General features: G+C 69.2%; 11 protein-coding genes. 7 read left to right on the top strand and 4 right to left on the bottom strand.

Annotation, left to right across the window (positions count from 1 at the left end; translation table 11 throughout):
• Window positions 1-74: 74 nt before the first annotated feature.
• Entirely contained in the window at window positions 75-908 is an 834-nt protein-coding gene (gene dapD / locus M0L44_RS20745; RefSeq protein WP_252772089.1) for a 2,3,4,5-tetrahydropyridine-2,6-dicarboxylate N-succinyltransferase, read from the bottom strand.
• Window positions 909-928: 20 nt separating this feature from the next.
• Window positions 929-2,119 carry a succinyldiaminopimelate transaminase gene (dapC, locus tag M0L44_RS20740; protein WP_252772088.1) on the bottom strand — a complete coding sequence of 397 codons (1,191 nt, stop codon included), beginning with the start codon at window positions 2,117-2,119 and terminating at the stop codon, window positions 929-931.
• Window positions 2,120-2,325: 206 nt separating this feature from the next.
• On the opposite strand from dapC, the gene M0L44_RS20735 reads away from it, so the two are divergent.
• Window positions 2,326-3,303, top strand: coding sequence for an ABC transporter substrate-binding protein (locus M0L44_RS20735; RefSeq protein ID WP_252772087.1), 978 nt, complete (start codon window positions 2,326-2,328; stop codon window positions 3,301-3,303).
• Window positions 3,300-5,654, top strand: a complete 2,355-nt coding sequence (locus M0L44_RS20730) for a hybrid sensor histidine kinase/response regulator (RefSeq protein WP_252772086.1) — start codon at window positions 3,300-3,302, stop codon at window positions 5,652-5,654. The genes M0L44_RS20735 and M0L44_RS20730 overlap by 4 nt, the downstream gene beginning before the upstream one ends.
• 1 nt (window position 5,655) lies before the next feature.
• On the opposite strand, the gene M0L44_RS20725 is transcribed toward M0L44_RS20730, so the two are convergent.
• Window positions 5,656-6,084, bottom strand: coding sequence for an SET domain-containing protein (locus M0L44_RS20725; protein WP_252772085.1), 429 nt, complete (start codon window positions 6,082-6,084; stop codon window positions 5,656-5,658).
• 94 nt (window positions 6,085-6,178) lie between these two features.
• The gene (gene queF / locus M0L44_RS20720) at window positions 6,179-6,604 is read right to left on the bottom strand and encodes a preQ(1) synthase (RefSeq protein ID WP_252772130.1); all 426 of its coding nucleotides are present in this window, start codon (window positions 6,602-6,604) and stop codon (window positions 6,179-6,181) included.
• 311 nt (window positions 6,605-6,915) lie between these two features.
• Here queF and smc point away from each other — a divergent pair, with 311 nt between their 5' ends.
• From smc to M0L44_RS20695, 5 genes are all read left to right on the top strand, one after another.
• Complete coding sequence (gene smc, locus M0L44_RS20715; protein WP_252772084.1) at window positions 6,916-10,443, top strand: chromosome segregation protein SMC; 3,528 nt, start codon at window positions 6,916-6,918, stop codon at window positions 10,441-10,443.
• Window positions 10,440-11,495, top strand: a complete 1,056-nt coding sequence (locus M0L44_RS20710; protein ID WP_252772083.1) for a cell division protein ZipA C-terminal FtsZ-binding domain-containing protein — start codon at window positions 10,440-10,442, stop codon at window positions 11,493-11,495. The genes smc and M0L44_RS20710 overlap by 4 nt, the downstream gene beginning before the upstream one ends.
• 68 nt (window positions 11,496-11,563) lie before the next feature.
• A complete protein-coding gene (locus tag M0L44_RS20705; RefSeq protein ID WP_252772082.1) occupies window positions 11,564-12,400 on the top strand; it encodes a hypothetical protein in 837 nt (278 codons plus the stop codon).
• Window positions 12,401-12,430: 30 nt separating this feature from the next.
• The gene (ligA, locus tag M0L44_RS20700; protein WP_252772081.1) at window positions 12,431-14,506 is read left to right on the top strand and encodes an NAD-dependent DNA ligase LigA; all 2,076 of its coding nucleotides are present in this window, start codon (window positions 12,431-12,433) and stop codon (window positions 14,504-14,506) included.
• A 134-nt stretch (window positions 14,507-14,640) separates the two neighbouring features.
• On the top strand, window positions 14,641-15,085 hold a 445-nt coding region (locus tag M0L44_RS20695; RefSeq protein WP_252772080.1), incomplete at its 3' end, for a contractile injection system protein, VgrG/Pvc8 family.

The raw sequence follows: 15,085 nt of genomic DNA, 5'->3' as shown, positions 1-15,085 counted from the left end.
AGATCTCCCAAAGGTCGGAGCCGACAGCATAGGTGGAAAAAGGGGCGAAGGGGGCCGCTGGTGAGCGTGCCGTGTCAGCCGCGCAGCAGGTCGTTGATGCTGGTCTTGGAGCGGGTCTGGGCGTCCACGCGCTTGACGATGATGGCCGCGTACATGCTGTAGGCCTGGCCGGAGGCGGTCGTCTTGGGCAGGTTGCCGCTGACCACCACCGAGCCGCTGGGCACGCGGCCGTAGCTGATCTCGCCGGTCTCGCGATTGAACAGCGGGGTGCTCTGGCCGATGTACACGCCCATGCCGATCACCGAGTTCTCTTCGACGATCACGCCTTCGACCACCTCGGAGCGGGCGCCGATGAAGCAGTTGTCCTCGATGATGGTCGGGTTGGCCTGCAGGGGTTCCAGCACGCCGCCCAGGCCGACGCCGCCCGACAGGTGCACGTTCTTGCCCACCTGGGCGCAGGAGCCGACGGTGGCCCAGGTGTCCACCATGGTGCCTTCGTCCACGTAGGCGCCGATGTTCACGTAGCTGGGCATCAGGATGGCGCCCTTGGCCACGAAGCTGCCGCGGCGGGCCATGGCCGGCGGCACCACGCGCACGCCGGTGGCAGCCAGGGTGGCGTCGTCCATGGCGCCGAACTTGGTGTCCACCTTGTCGAAGAAAGCCAGCTCGCCCGCGCGCATCACGCGGTTGTCGTTCAGGCGGAAGGACAGCAGCACCGCCTTCTTGATCCATTGGTTGACCTGCCATTGGCCCACGGCCTGGCGCTCGGCCACGCGCAGACGGCCGGCGTCGAGTTCGGCGATCACATGGGCCACCGCCTCGCGCACGTCGGCCGGGGCCTGGGTGGTGCTCAGTTCGGCGCGCTGGTCCCAGGCGGTTTCGATGGTGTTCTGCAGTTGTTGCGTCATGACAGGGCGGGGAGGGAAGGTCAGAGGGAGCGGGTGTAGGCGACGATGCGTTGGGCGGCTTCCATGCACTCGTCGATTTCGGCCACCAGGGCCATGCGGATGCGGCCGGCGCCGGGGTTCACGCCATGGGCCTCACGGGCCAGCAGGCTGCCGGGCAGCACGGCGACATTGTATTGAGCGAGCAAGCCCAGGCTGAAGGCAATGTCGTCGCCCCCGGGCACGGCGGCCCAGAGGTAGAAGCCGGCGTCGGGCAGCTTCACGTCCAGCACCTCGGCCAGCATGGGGGTGACGCGCTCGAACTTTTGGCGGTAGAGCGCCCGATTGGCCTCCACATGCGCCTCGTCGTTCCAGGCCGCGATGCTGGCCATCTGCACCGTCTTGCTCATCGCGCTGCCGTGGTAGGTGCGGTAGAGCAGAAAGGCTTTCAGGATGCGGGTGTCGCCGGCCACGAAACCCGAGCGCATGCCCGGCACGTTGGAGCGCTTGGACAGGCTGGAGAGCACCACCAGGTTGCGGAAATCGTCGCGGCCCAGTGCCTTGGCGGCCTGCAGGGCGCCCAGCGGGGCTTCAGAACGGAAATAGATCTCCGAATAGCACTCATCGCTGGCGATCACGAAACCATGCCGGTCACTCAGCTCGAACAGGCGCTGCCATTCCTCCAGCGGCATCACCGCGCCGGTGGGGTTGCCGGGCGAGCAGGCGAAGACCAGGCGGGTGCGGGCCCAGGTGGCCTCGTCGATCTGCGACCAGTCGCAGGCGAAGTTGCGGGCCGGGTCGCTGTTGGCGAAGGCGGTGTTGGCGCCACCCAGCAGGGCCGCACCTTCGTAGATTTGATAGAACGGATTGGGGCAGACGACCACCGCGTCGCGCTCGCTCGGGTCCAGCACCGTCTGGGCCAGCGAGAACAGGGCCTCGCGCGAGCCATTGACCGGCAGCACCTGGGCGGCGGCGTCCAGCGCCACGCCATAGCGGCGTTGCACCCAGCCGGCAATCGCCTCGCGCAGGGCCGGCTCACCGGCGGTGGCGGGGTAGCTGGACAGGCCGGCCAGGTGGGCGCACAGGGCCTCTTCCACCAAGGGCGGGGCCGGGTGCTTGGGTTCGCCAATGCCCAGGCTGATGGGCCGCAGGGCCGGGTTGGGGGTGATGTCGCGCGTGAGGGCGCGCAGGCGTTCGAAGGGGTAGGCGTGCAGCCGGCCGAGCAGCGGGTTCATGGGCGCGAATTATCGGCGAGCGGTCGGGATGTCGCCTGCGTGAAACGGCAAGTCCGAATTTGCAACAAATCTTGTAGCATCGACCGGACCCACCCGGTTACGTCAGACAGGCGTGTGCCGGCTGGGGTATGTTGGGGGCCGGTTCATGATCCGGCAGAACGATTGGCGTCGAGAGCACTGAGCATGTGGCGAGCAGGGGCAAGGCGATGAGGCGGCGCCAGCTGCTGCATGCGGCGGCCCTTCCGGTCTTGGCGGGGGGGCTGGTGGCTTGTGGCCGTTCGCCCGAAGCCCCGCAGGCCACCGAGACCTTGCGCCTGGCCATCGACCTGTGGCCGGGCTACCTGCCTGGCGTGCTGGCCGACGAATTGGGCTGGCTGTCGCCCGAGGGCATCCAGCTCAAGGTCTTCTACCCGGGTGACACCGACAAGATGCTGGCCGATTTCACGGCCGGCCGTTACGACGTGATGGGGGCTTCGCTGGGGGACCTGATCACCATCACGCGCGGCCACCTGTCGGTGAAGGTCATCACCATCACCGACGAATCCGCCGGTGGCGACATGGTGCTGGCCCGGCCTGGGCTGAAGCTGCGCCCCGATGGTCACTACACCATCGGCACCAACCTGGGCGGCTTCGGCGAGGTCTTCCTGCAGGAATTCATCCGACGCCACCACCTGGAGTCGGCCCAGTGGTCCTGGGTCAACGCCGATGCGGCCGAGGTGCCCGCCTTGCTCGGGGCCGCCAAGCTGGACGTGGGACACACCTGGGATCCCTATGCCACCCGCGCAGTGGCCGGCGGGGCGCAGCGGCTCTTCACCAGCCTGGAGACGCCCAGCCTGGTTTCCGACGTGCTGGTGGCCACCAATGCCACCATCCAGCGCCGCGAACGTCTGCTCAAGTACTTTCTGCGCTTCTGGTTCCAGGCCGTGGACTGGTGGCTGGCCCACCCGGACGAAGCGCGCAAGCTGCTGGCCCGTCGGGTGAACATGGAGCCGGACCGCATCTCCCTGCAGGGGCTGCGGCTGGTCGACCTGGCCCGCAACCGGCAACTGATGATTGGGAGCGACGGCAAGGGGCCTGGCCTGGCGCCCATCGTGCAGCGCTACAGCGACTATTTCGTCGACAAGGGTTCGGTGGCGCGGCCGCTGATCGCCACGGACCTGCTGGACGGAGACCTGCTGCCATGAGGACCCGCCTGTTCGTGGCCGCCATGTTGTTTGGCGTGGCGGTGTTGCCGCTGGGCGTGGTGTCCGGTCTGCAGCTGCGACGCGACGTCCAGCAGATCCAGGGCAGCCAGGATCAGGTCCTCAGTGGCCTGGGGCAGGAGGCGGCTCGGGGCCTGAGCCAGCGGCTGTTCCGTCTGCAGGACAACATCCGCGCCGACGCCGCCATCCCGGGCTTGGCCGAGGCCGTGCAGTACCCGGAAAAGCGCGACCCGCTGTGGCTCAACAAGGTCGTCAACATGGTGAGCCTGCGCGAGCCGGTGAACACGACCTCGGTGGGCGTGCTCGATGCCGCAGGCATCGACATTGCCGACACCCAGGCCCAGCGCATCGGCCGCATCGAAGCGTCGGAGGCCTACTACCGCCAGGCGGCCACGCGAACCTACCCTTCGGTCGTGGGTCCGATGCATTCGCCCGAAGATGGCCGCGGTGTGCTGTTCGTGCTGGCCCCCATCCGGGCCGAGGGCAAGGTGGTGGGGCTGCTGCGGATGCGGCTGGAAGAGGGGCTGTTGGGACAGTCCCTGTCCGAGGCCCTGGCCGACCAGCCGGCCATGCAGGGGCTGGTGTTCGACGGCAACGGCGCGGTGCGGGCCTGGACCGACCCCGAGATCCAGAACGGGGACCCCCTGCCGGCCGATCTGACGCGCACCAGCGCCAAGCATGTCAACGTGTCCTGGCAGGGCGCTCGCCTGCGTGGCGCCATCGAACCGGTGGCCGGCACGGACCTGCGGGTGCTGGCCTACGAGGACTGGGGCCGCTACGAGCAGTTGGCCCGCTCGCGCGAGCAGGACTGGCTGATCTTCATGGGCGTGCTCACCGTGCTGGCCCTGGGGGCGGCCTGGACCATCGCCGACCGGATGGCCCGGCCGGTGGACGAGCTCAGCCGCAACGCCGAAGCCGTGGCCGGCGGCGAGCTGGCCCGCCAGATGCCGGTGCAGGGCACCGACGAGCTGCAGCGGCTGAGCCGGGCCTTCAACCTGATGCGCGAGCATCTGGTGGCCAACCTGCGCTCGCTGTCCGATGAGCTGGCCCAACGCAAGCTGGCCGAGACGGCCCTGCGGACCAGCGAATCGCAGCTGCAGACCTTGAACCAGCGCCTGGAGCTGGAGGTGCGCGAGCGCACCGCCGAACTGGCCGCCGCCAAAGAGGTGGCCGAAACCAGCAGCCGGGCCAAGAGCGCCTTTCTGGCCAACATGAGCCACGAGATCCGCACGCCGATGAACGCCATCATCGGCCTGACCGGCCTGATGCGCGATGCGACGGCGGACCCGGCCCAGCTCGAGCGCCTGGGCAAGGTCACCACCGCCGCGAGCCACCTGATGGGGCTGATCAACGATGTGCTGGACCTCTCCCGCATCGAGGCCGGCAAGCTCTCGCTCGAGATCGTCACCTTCTCTCCGTTCGATCTGCTGCACCGGACCATGGTCATGGTGGAGCAGAGCGCCCGCGACAAGAAGCTGCAGCTGCGCACCGACATCGACCCGCTGCTGCCCGCCTACCTGCGCGGCGACGAGCGGCGGCTGGGGCAGATCCTGCTGAACTTCCTGGGCAACGCAATCAAGTTCACCTCGGTCGGCGAGGTGGGCCTGCGGGTGCAGATGCTGCGTCGTGAGGGCCAGCAGATCTGGCTGCGCTGCGAGGTGTGGGACACCGGCATTGGCCTGTCGCCCGAGCAGCAGGCACGGGTGTTCGACGCGTTTGAACAGGCGGACGTCTCCACCACCCGTCGCTTCGGCGGCACGGGCCTGGGCCTGACCATCAGCCGCCAGCTGTGCCAGCTGATGGGTGGGCAGATCGGCGTGGCCAGCCAGCTGGGCGAGGGCAGCCGCTTCTGGATCGTCGTGCCGCTGCTGACGCCGCAGGAGTTCACGCCGGCCGAGGCCCTGCCGCAGCCGGCTGCGGGGCCGGTGCGCTGGGATGGCCACCGCGTGCTGGTGGTGGACGACAACCCGGTGAACCTGGAGGTCATGCAGGCCATGCTGGTGCGGCATGGCCTGGTGGTGGACTGCGCCAGCGATGGCGTGCTGGCGGTGGCGCGTGCGCAGAGCCAGGCCTACGACCTGATCCTGATGGACATGCACATGCCGCTGATGGACGGCCTGGAGGCCACGCGGCGCATCCGCGCGCTGCCTCTGCACGTCCGCACGCCCATCCTGGCCATGACGGCCAATGTCTACGAGGAAGACCGCGAGCGTTGCCAGGCCGCGGGCATGAACGCCCACCTGGCCAAGCCCATCGACGTTCAGGCCCTGGAAAAGGCCCTGGACCGCTGGTTGGCCCCCGCGCCGCCCGCTGGCGGCCCGGCGTCAGCCTGACTCAGAGCCGGCCCAGGCAGCCCGGGGCGCCGCAGCGGCAGGCCAGCCGGCCTTCGTGGTGGGTGTCGCCGTAGTTCACGGTCAGCTCTTCGCCCACGGCGATGTCCCGCAGCGCATAGAACTCGATGCGCCCCTCGTCCACGCTCAGCCGTGCATTGGGCTGGCAGCTGTGGTTGGTGAAGCGCATCGGGTCGGTGGAGCGGGCCAGGTCCACCGCTGTCTTGTGCGAGACCTCGACGATCATGATGCGCGCCAGCGTGGCCGCGCGTCGCCGCGCCTCGGCCACGGTGATCGATTCACCCCGCACCTCGCCGATCTTTTGCCAGCGCGGCACCGGCTCCAGCGCGAACACGCCGAAGCCGTCGATCGGGCTGCGTCGCACCGCCACGTCGTACTTCTGGTAGGGCGGGCGGATGGCGAGACAGCCCATCAGCAGCGCCTCCCGGTCGGGCGCGGGTGGCCCGAAGATGACCGGTGCGTGAGCGGTTGGCGACGGGACACGCGGGGCGAGCTTGGGCAAGGCGTCAGAGGCCGGTGGCGTGCGGCAGCTGAGGGGTCGGCACCACGGCGTCGCCCTTCCAGCCGCGCTTGCGGTGCTCGGCGATCACATTGGTGTAGATGCCGCCGCGCACATACCAGCGCGCGGTGATGCGGGCGTAGCGCGGGTTCGTGGTGGCCACGATCTTGCCGAGGATGTCGTTGGTCACCTTCTCGTGGAAGGCGCCCTCGTTGCGGAAGCTCCACATGTACATCTTCAGGCTCTTGAGCTCGACGCACAGCTTGTCGGCCACCATGTCGATGACGAAGTGGGCGAAGTCCGGCTGGCCGGTCAGCGGGCAGTGGCAGGTGAACTCGGGGATCTGGAACTGGATGACGTAGTCACGCTCGGGCGCCGGGTTGGGGAAGACGTGCAGCTCCTTCGAAGGGGCGCTCGGCGGGTTGACCGGCATCGGGCGTTCCTTCGGGGCGGCGGTCTTCGGAGCCGTCTTCACGGGGGTCTTCACGGGCGTCTTGGGGGCGGCAGGGGTACGGGCCATGGCAGCACATGCGCTATGCGCAAAACAAACAGGGCCGGTGCCGGCGGATGGCCGGGCGGCCCAGAACAGGGGATTCGGGCTGCTGCACCAGCCCGGACGGGAAGGCCGCAATGGTATCATGCTGCGCTCTTGCCTTGCCTGGAATCAGGCAAAAAACACACATAAATCAACAGGTTAGCGAGGAGGCCTGATCCACCGAAGGGTCGGCGCCGTTCCCCCACTGCATGCGGCTCAACCAGATCAAGCTTTCCGGCTTCAAGTCCTTCGCCGAGCCCACCACCTTCCAGCTGCCTGGGCAGCGCGTGGGCGTGGTGGGCCCCAATGGCTGCGGCAAGTCCAACATCATGGATGCGGTCCGCTGGGTGCTGGGCGAATCCAAGGCCAGCGAACTGCGTGGCGAATCCATGCAGGACGTGATCTTCAACGGCTCGGGCAACCGCAAGCCGGCCAGCCGCGCCAGCGTCGAGCTGGTGTTCAACAACGAGAGCGGCCGGGCCGGTGGCGTCTGGAACCAGTACGCCGAGATCGCCGTCAAGCGCGTGCTCACCCGCGACGGCAACAGCAGCTACTTCATCAACAACCAGGCGGTGCGCCGGCGCGACGTGCAGGACGTGTTCCTGGGCACCGGCCTGGGCCCGCGGGCCTACGCCATCATTGGCCAGGGCACCATCAGCCGCATCATCGAGTCGCGGCCCGAGGAGCTGCGCCTGTTCCTGGAAGAGGCCGCCGGTGTCTCCAAGTACAAGGAGCGCCGCCGCGAGACCGAGAACCGGCTGAAGGACACGCGCGAGAACCTGACCCGGGTCGAGGACATCCTGCGCGAGCTCAACGCCAACCTCGACAAGCTGGAACACCAGGCCGAGGTGGCCACCCGTTACCGCGGCCTGCAGGAGCAGGGCACGCTCAAGCTGCACCAGCTCTGGTTCCTCAAGCACCGCGACGCGGCCACCGAGGAAGAGCGGGTCAAGCTGGCCATGCTGGAGGCCACCAATGCGCTGGAGTCGCGCATGGCCGAGCTGCGCCATGTCGAGGCCCAGCTCGAGACCATCCGCCAGGCCCACTACGAGGCCTCCGATGCGCTGCACACCCGGCAGGGTGACCTGGCCCAGGCCTCGCTGGAGGTGAGCCGGCTGGAAGAGCGCATCCGCTACGTGGTCGAAGGCCGCCAGCGGGCCCAGGCCCGCCTGGGCGAGCTGCAGGCCCAGAACGAGCAGTGGCAGCGGCGCCGCGAAGAGGCCCTGATCGAGCAAGAAACCATCGCCGAGCAGATCGCCGCGGCCGAGGAACAGGCCGAGATCCTGGCCGCCCAGGCCGAGGAAGAGGCCGGTTCCTCGCCCCAGCACGAGGAGGCCGTGCGCGCCGCCCAGGCCCGCGCCAACGAGCAGCGCACGGTGGTGGCCCAGGTGCAGCAGCAGATCCAGGTGCTGGCCGCCGAAAGCCGCAACATCGACGAGCAGAGCCGTGGCTTGCGTGCCCGGCGCGAGCGCCTGGCCAGCGAGCGCCAGGGCCTGGCCGCGCCGGACGCCGACAAGCTGCAGCACCTGCGCGAGGAACTGTCCATCGCCGAAGAGGCCGCGGCCGAGGCCGAGGCCCGGCTGCACGAACTGGGCGAGCAAGTGCCCGCGCTGGACGAGCAGCGACGCACCCAGCAGACCCTGGTCAACCGCGAAGGCGCCAGGCAGGCCGACCTGACCGCCCGTCTGGAGGCCCTGCGCACCCTGCAGGAGAAGGTGCAGACCGAGGGCAAGCTCAAGCCCTGGCTGGCAAAGCACGGGCTGGAAGGCCTGCAAGGCCTGTGGACCAAGGTGCACATCGAGCCGGGCTGGGAGGTGGCGCTGGAAGCCGCGCTGCGCGAACGCCTGAACGCCCTGTCCGTGGGCCGGCTGGAGACGGTGCGGGCCTTCGAGCAGGACGCACCGCCGGCCAAGCTGGCCTTCTACTCACCGCCGGCCTCGGGGGCGGTCCATCCGCCGGCCGGCACCGCGGGCCTGGCCCCGCTGGCCGACCTGCTGCGGGTGGAGGACGCGGGTCTCAAGGCCCTGCTGACCGACTGGCTGGCCGGCGTCTACACCGCTGCCAGCGTGGAAGACGCGCTGGCCCGCCGCGCTCAGCTGCAGCATGGCGAATTGCTGATGACCCAGAAGGGCCACGCGGTCTCGCAGTTCGCGGTGAACTTCTACGCCGAAGACTCCGAGCAGGCCGGCATGCTGGCCCGGGCCCAGGAGATCGAGAACCTGGACCGCGGCACCCGTGCGCAGGCCCTGCTGGTGGACGAGGCCCGCACCGCGCTGGTCCGCATGGAGGCGGCTTACACCGAGGCCGCCCAGCGTCTGGCCCAGGCCCGTCGCGAAGCCAGCGACACCCAGTCCCAGGCGCACCAGCTGCAGATGCAGTGGGTGCAGCTGAGCCAGCAGGCCGAGGCCGCCAACACCCGGCGCGGCCAGCTGGAAGAGGAACTGGCCGAGATCGATGGCCAGATGGACGAGCTCTCGGAGCGCCGTGCCACCGGCGAGGCCCGCTTCGAGGAACTCGACATGGAGCTGGCCAACACCCAGGAGCGCCATGCAGAGCTGGAAGAGGCGGTGATCCAGGCCGAGCGCAAGCTGGCCGGCGCCCGCGAGCAACTGCGCGCCCTGGAGCGCCAGGCCCAGGAGGCCCAGTTCCAGGCCCGCGCGCTGGCCTCGCGCCGGGGTGAGCTGCAGCGGGCCATCGAAACCGCGCAGCAGCAGATCCATGCCAACACCGCCAGCGGCGAACAGCTGCAGCTGGAGCTCGAGAGCTTCAACGACGCCGCCGCCCAGGCCGGCCTGCAGGAGGCCCTGGCCATCCGCGCCGAGAAGGAAGAGGCCCTGGCCGAAACGCGCATCCGCTACGACGAGCTGTCGCACCAGCTGCGCCAGGCCGACGAGCAGCGCCTGGGCTTCGAGCGCAGCCTGGAGCCGCTGCGCGAGCGCATCACCAAGCTGCAGCTGGAGCAGCAGGCCGCTGCGCTGGGTGGCCAGCAGTACCTGGAGCAGCTGACCGCGGCCGAGGTGGACCTGGAGGCCCTGGCCCGCGCCATCGAGGAAGGGCAGGTCAAGCTCTACGGCCTGCAGGGCGAGATCGACCGCATCAACCGCGAGATCGCCAGCCTGGGCGCCGTCAACCTGGCCGCCCTGGACGAACTGGCCGCCGCGCGCGAGCGCAAGACCTTCCTGGACGCGCAGAACGCCGACCTGACCGACGCCATCACCACGCTGGAAGGCGCGATCCACAAGATCGACCTGGAAACCCGCGACCTGCTGATGAGCACCTTCAACCAGGTCAACGAGGGCTTTGGCCGCATGTTCCCCAGCCTGTTCGGCGGTGGCACGGCCAAGCTCATCATGACCGGCGACGAGGTGCTGGATGCCGGCGTGCAGGTGATGGCCCAGCCGCCGGGCAAGAAGAACTCGACCATCCACCTGCTGTCGGGTGGCGAGAAGGCCCTGACCGCCATCGCGCTGGTGTTCGCCATCTTCATGCTGAACCCGGCGCCGTTCTGTCTGCTCGATGAGGTGGATGCGCCGCTGGACGACGCCAACACGGAACGCTACGCCCGCCTGGTGGCCGAGATGTCCACCAAGGGCACGCAGTTCCTGTTCATCTCGCACAACAAGATCGCCATGGAAATGGCCGAACAGCTCATTGGGGTGACCATGCAAGAGCAAGGCGTGTCCCGCATCGTCGCGGTGGACATGGATGCCGCCGTCAACATGATGGAGGCGGCATGACATTGACCGTGGGGCTGGCCATCCTGGCTGGCGTGGTGCTGCTGGGGGTGGTGGTGCAGGGCGCCTGGGCGGCCCGCAAGGCGGGGCCGCGGGCCCTGCCGGAGCCGGGTGAACGCCAGGAGCCCTCATTGGGCGAGGGGGGGATGGCCGGGGCCGAGGAGTCGCCCTTGGTCGACCCGGTGGCGAGCCTGGACGAGCCCGCCGTGGTTCGGCCGGCACCCACCCGCCGCAGCACCCGCATTGATGCCCTGATCGACGCCATCGCCACCCTCACGCCCGAAGGGCCGGTGAGTGGCGAGCTGGCTCTGCAACACCTGCCGCCCACCCGGCGCGCTGGCGGCAAATCCTTCCAGATCGAGGGGCTGAACGCCGACAGCGGTGAATGGGAAGTGCCACGGCCGGGACAACGCTATGGCGAGTTCCAGGCCGGTCTGCAGATGGCCAACCGCAGCGGCGCCGTCAACGAGATCGAGTACTCCGAGTTCGTGCAGAAGATCCAGCCCTTTGCCGATGCGCTGGGCGCCACGGTGGACTTCCCCGACATGCTGGACGTGGTGGCCCGCGCCCGTGAGCTGGACGCCTTTGCCAGCCAGCATGACGCCCAGCTGGGCGCGGTGCTGCGGGCCAATTCGGTGGCCTGGTCGGTGGGCTATCTGCAGCAGTGCGCGGCCCGCCATGGCTTTGTGCCGGGGGCGGTGCCGGGCCGGCTGGTGCTGCCTTCGAACGACGAGGGGGCACCGCCGGTGCTGGTGCTGGCCTTCGATTCCCAGGTGGCCCTGTCCGACGACCCGGGCCAGGCCGCGCTGCGCGAGGTGTCCCTGAGCCTGGACGTGCCGCAGACGCCCGAGGGGGGGGAGCCTTTTGCCGCGTGGCAGGAATGCGCCCGCCGCCTGGCCGACGACCTGGACGCCACCCTGGTGGACGACCGCGGCACCGTGATCACGCTGCACGCCTTCGCCACCATCGGCCAGGAACTGGGCCGGCTGTACCGTGCGCTGGAGCAGCACGACCTGGCCGCCGGCACCGCCGCGGCGCGACGGCTGTTCAGCTGAAGATGGGCGGGGCGCCAGCCGCCGCGGGACCACGCCGCATTGTTTTCGACGGGCAGGACCTTCGGGTCGTGGTGCAGCCAGCCCGGTCCCGCGCGGTCGTCGTCTGCTTCAACTGGGGCAAGTTTCAGACCGAAGGGGATCGCTTCTACGCCGACGAGTTGATATGCAACCTGCGCATGTCGGCCGTGGGCATCGTTTCCAAGCGCCCGCACTGGTACCTCTGCGACGAGTGGCCCCAGGCTCTGGCCGCTGCCCGCGAAGCCATGGCGAGTCATGTGCTCAAGGTGGGCTACGGCTACAGCATGGGAGCCTATGCCGCGCTCAAGCACAGCAAGGCCTTGGGACTGGACCGGGTGCTGGCCTTTTCACCCCAGTGGTCGGTCGACCCCGAGGAGGCGCCCTGGGACGAGCGCAAGGACTGGGCCTTCACACCATCCATGAAGGGCATGGGGGTGCGCGCTGGCGACCGGGCTGGCCGAGCCTACCTGTTCGTGGATCCCGGGTTTGCCTTGGACTGGTGGCATGTCGAGCGCCTGCTGCCGGCCGGCGACAACGTACTCGTGCCCATGCGTCACTGCGGCCATGACACCATGAGGATGCTGACCGGGCGCGAGTCCATGGGGCCGATCCTGCAGGCCTGTCTGCATGCCAAGCCCGCAGACGCCCTGGACATCGTGCGCCGTCGCAGGCGGCTCAACACGCACTTCCGGGCCTATCTGTGCGGGACGCGGGGCCTGCGGCGGCTCAACGCGGATGACTCTGCGGGCGCTCTGCGCTGGCTGGGGGCAGGAGAAGCTCTCGTGCCCGAGGCCTCACCCGTGCAGCAACTGAGGTTGCGACTGACCGAGCAAGGGCTTCTGGCCGACAATTCGCCTTCGACAGAGGGCGCCGCAAGCGGTACCTGACGCACCCAGATCTTCCCGCTCCGATCACCGATGGCACCCACCGACGCCAACCTCCAACGCGCTGCCCAGCTCCGGGCGGAGCTCAATGCCCACGCCCACCGCTATTACGTGCTGGACGAGCCCTCCATCCCGGATGCGGAGTACGACCGCCTGTTCCAGGAACTGCAGGCGCTGGAGGTCGCTCACCCCGAGTTGCGCACGGCCGATTCGCCCACCCAGCGGGTGCTGGGTCGGGTGCTGGACGGCTTCACTCCGGTGCGCCACGCCGTGGCGATGCTGTCCATCCGCACCGAGACCGACACCACCGCCGGCGGGGCCGAAGCCTTCGACGCCCGGGTGCGGCGCGAGTTGGCCTTGGCCGAGGATGCGCCGCCCATCGAGTACGCCGCCGAGCTGAAGTTCGACGGCCTGGCCATGAACCTGCGCTACGAGCACGGCGTGCTGGTGCAGGCCGCCACCCGGGGCGATGGCGAGACCGGCGAGGACGTGACCCAGAACATCCGCACCATCGGCCAGATCCCGCTGCGGCTGATCGGCGCCACGCCGGCGGTGCTGGAGATCCGCGGCGAGGTCTTCATGCGGCGCGACGACTTCGAGGCGCTCAACGAACGGCAGCGCGCGCTGATCGCTGCCGGGGCCAAGAACGAGAAGACCTTCGTGAACCCGCGCAACGCCGCCGCCGGTGCGGTGCGCCAGCTGGACCCGGCGATTGCCGCCAAGCGTCCGCTGAGCTTCTATGCCTACGGCCTGGGCGAGGTGCAGGGCTGGGACGTGCCCGCCACCCACAGCGGCCTGCTGGACGCCGTGGCCGCGCTGGGCCTGCCGGTGTGCGAGCACCGCGCGGTGGTGCAGGGCGCGGTGGGCCTGGTGGCCTTTCACGAGCGCATGGCGGCGCTGCGCGATAGCCTGCCGTTTGACATCGACGGCGTGGTCTACAAGGTGAACGACCGGGCCTTGCAGGAGCGCCTGGGCTTCGTCACCCGCGAGCCGCGCTGGGCCGTGGCCCACAAGTACCCGGCGCAGGAGCAGATGACGCGCCTGCTGGACATCGACATCCAGGTGGGCCGCACCGGCAAGCTCACGCCGGTGGCCAAGCTGGAGCCGGTGTTCGTGGGCGGCACCACCGTCAGCAACGCCACGCTGCACAACGAGGACGAAACCCGCCGCAAGGATGTGCGGGTGGGCGACACCGTCATCGTCCGCCGTGCGGGCGATGTCATCCCCGAGGTGGTGGGCGTGGTGCTGGACAGGCGCCCGGCCGACGCTGGAGAGCCCTTCGACCTCTACAAGCGCCTGGGTGGCCAATGCCCCGTCTGCGCCAGCCCCATCGAGCGCGAGGAGGGCGAGGTGGACTGGCGCTGCACCGGCGGCCTGACCTGTCCGGCCCAGCGCAAGCAGGCCCTGCTGCACTTTGCCAGCCGCCGCGCCATGGACGTGGAAGGCCTGGGCGACAAGCTGGTGGACCAGTTGGTGGACGCGGGCATCGTGCGCGCCATCCCTGACATCTACAAGCTTGGCTTCACCGCCCTGGCCACGATGGAGCGCATGGGCGACAAGAGCGCCCAGAACCTGCTGGCCGCCATCGAGAAGAGCAAGACGACCACGCTGGGCCGCTTCCTGTTCAGCCTGGGCATCCGCCATGTGGGCGAGGCCACGGCGAAGGACCTGGCGCGCCACTTCGGCAACATCGACCGGCTGATGGACGCTCGCGTGGAGGAGCTGCTGGAGGTGAACGACGTGGGCCCGGTGGTGGCCGAGAGCATCCGCCACTTCTTCGACCAGCCGCACCACCGCGAGGTGGTGGAACAGCTGCGCGCGGCCGGTGTGCACTGGCCCGACGAGGCCGGCCTGGCCAGCGACGCACCGCGCCCGCTGCTGGGCCAGGTGCTGGTGCTGACCGGCACGCTGCCCACGCTCAGCCGGGACGAGGCCAAGGCCCTGATCGAGGCCGCGGGCGGCAAGGTGACCGGCTCCGTCTCGAAGAAGACGAACTATGTGGTGGCCGGCGAAGAGGCCGGCAGCAAGCTGGACAAGGCCCGAGAACTGGGTATCACCGTGTTGGACGAGGCCGGGCTGCAGGCGCTGCTGGGTGGCGGAGCAGGCTGAGGTCGTTGCCGGCGTAACACCCGTATCCAAATCTTGCCATCGGCGGGTGTTTCGACGGTGACTCCCTCTGGCGGGGGATGGTGACGGTGTACAGGCTGGCGACACTCGTCGCTTCGTCAAACGCCGGTGCCCCCATGGCTGCCCTGCCTTCTGCCGCTTTGTCCTCTGAACTCGATGCCCTCAGTGCCTTCACCTGGCTGGAAGAGACCGAGCGGCTGATCACGCTGCGCACCGCGCTGCCGGCGCTGAACCTGGTGGCCACCCGGCTGGTCATGCGCGAAGCCGAGGGCCAGGGCTTCGAGCTGATCCTGGACGCGGTCTCCACTTCCGCCTACCTGCCGCTCAAGACGCTGATCGGCGAGCAGATGACCGTGGGCTTGCGCCAGGCCGATGGCATCTACACGCCCTGGCACGGTTACGTGACCGAGGCGGCTCAGTTGGGCAGCGACGGCGGCCTGGCCCGCTACCGCTTGGTGATGGCGCCCTGGGTGGCCGCTCTCCAGCTGCGCCGCGACAGCTTCGTCTTCCAGGACAAGACGGTCCAGCAGATCCTGGACGACCTCTTCGCCGACTACCCCC

The sequence above is a fragment of the Ideonella oryzae genome (genome assembly GCF_024055665.1).
In the GTDB taxonomy this organism is placed as follows: Bacteria; Pseudomonadota; Gammaproteobacteria; order Burkholderiales; family Burkholderiaceae_C; genus Ideonella; species Ideonella oryzae.
Note: the sequence above shows the minus strand (reverse complement) of the source record. Positions and strands in the feature narration are given on the sequence as shown.

Coding starts and splice junctions, on each gene's coding strand:
- M0L44_RS20735 (WP_252772087.1), top strand. CDS start 2,326: ATGAGGCGGCGCCAGCTGCTGCATGCGGCGGCCCTTCCGGTCTTGGCG.
- ligA (WP_252772081.1), top strand. CDS start 12,431: ATGGCACCCACCGACGCCAACCTCCAACGCGCTGCCCAGCTCCGGGCG.
- M0L44_RS20725 (WP_252772085.1), bottom strand. CDS start 6,084: ATGGGCTGTCTCGCCATCCGCCCGCCCTACCAGAAGTACGACGTGGCG.
- queF (WP_252772130.1), bottom strand. CDS start 6,604: ATGCCGGTCAACCCGCCGAGCGCCCCTTCGAAGGAGCTGCACGTCTTC.
- dapD (WP_252772089.1), bottom strand. CDS start 908: ATGACGCAACAACTGCAGAACACCATCGAAACCGCCTGGGACCAGCGC.
- smc (WP_252772084.1), top strand. CDS start 6,916: ATGCGGCTCAACCAGATCAAGCTTTCCGGCTTCAAGTCCTTCGCCGAG.
- dapC (WP_252772088.1), bottom strand. CDS start 2,119: ATGAACCCGCTGCTCGGCCGGCTGCACGCCTACCCCTTCGAACGCCTG.
- M0L44_RS20730 (WP_252772086.1), top strand. CDS start 3,300: ATGAGGACCCGCCTGTTCGTGGCCGCCATGTTGTTTGGCGTGGCGGTG.
- M0L44_RS20710 (WP_252772083.1), top strand. CDS start 10,440: ATGACATTGACCGTGGGGCTGGCCATCCTGGCTGGCGTGGTGCTGCTG.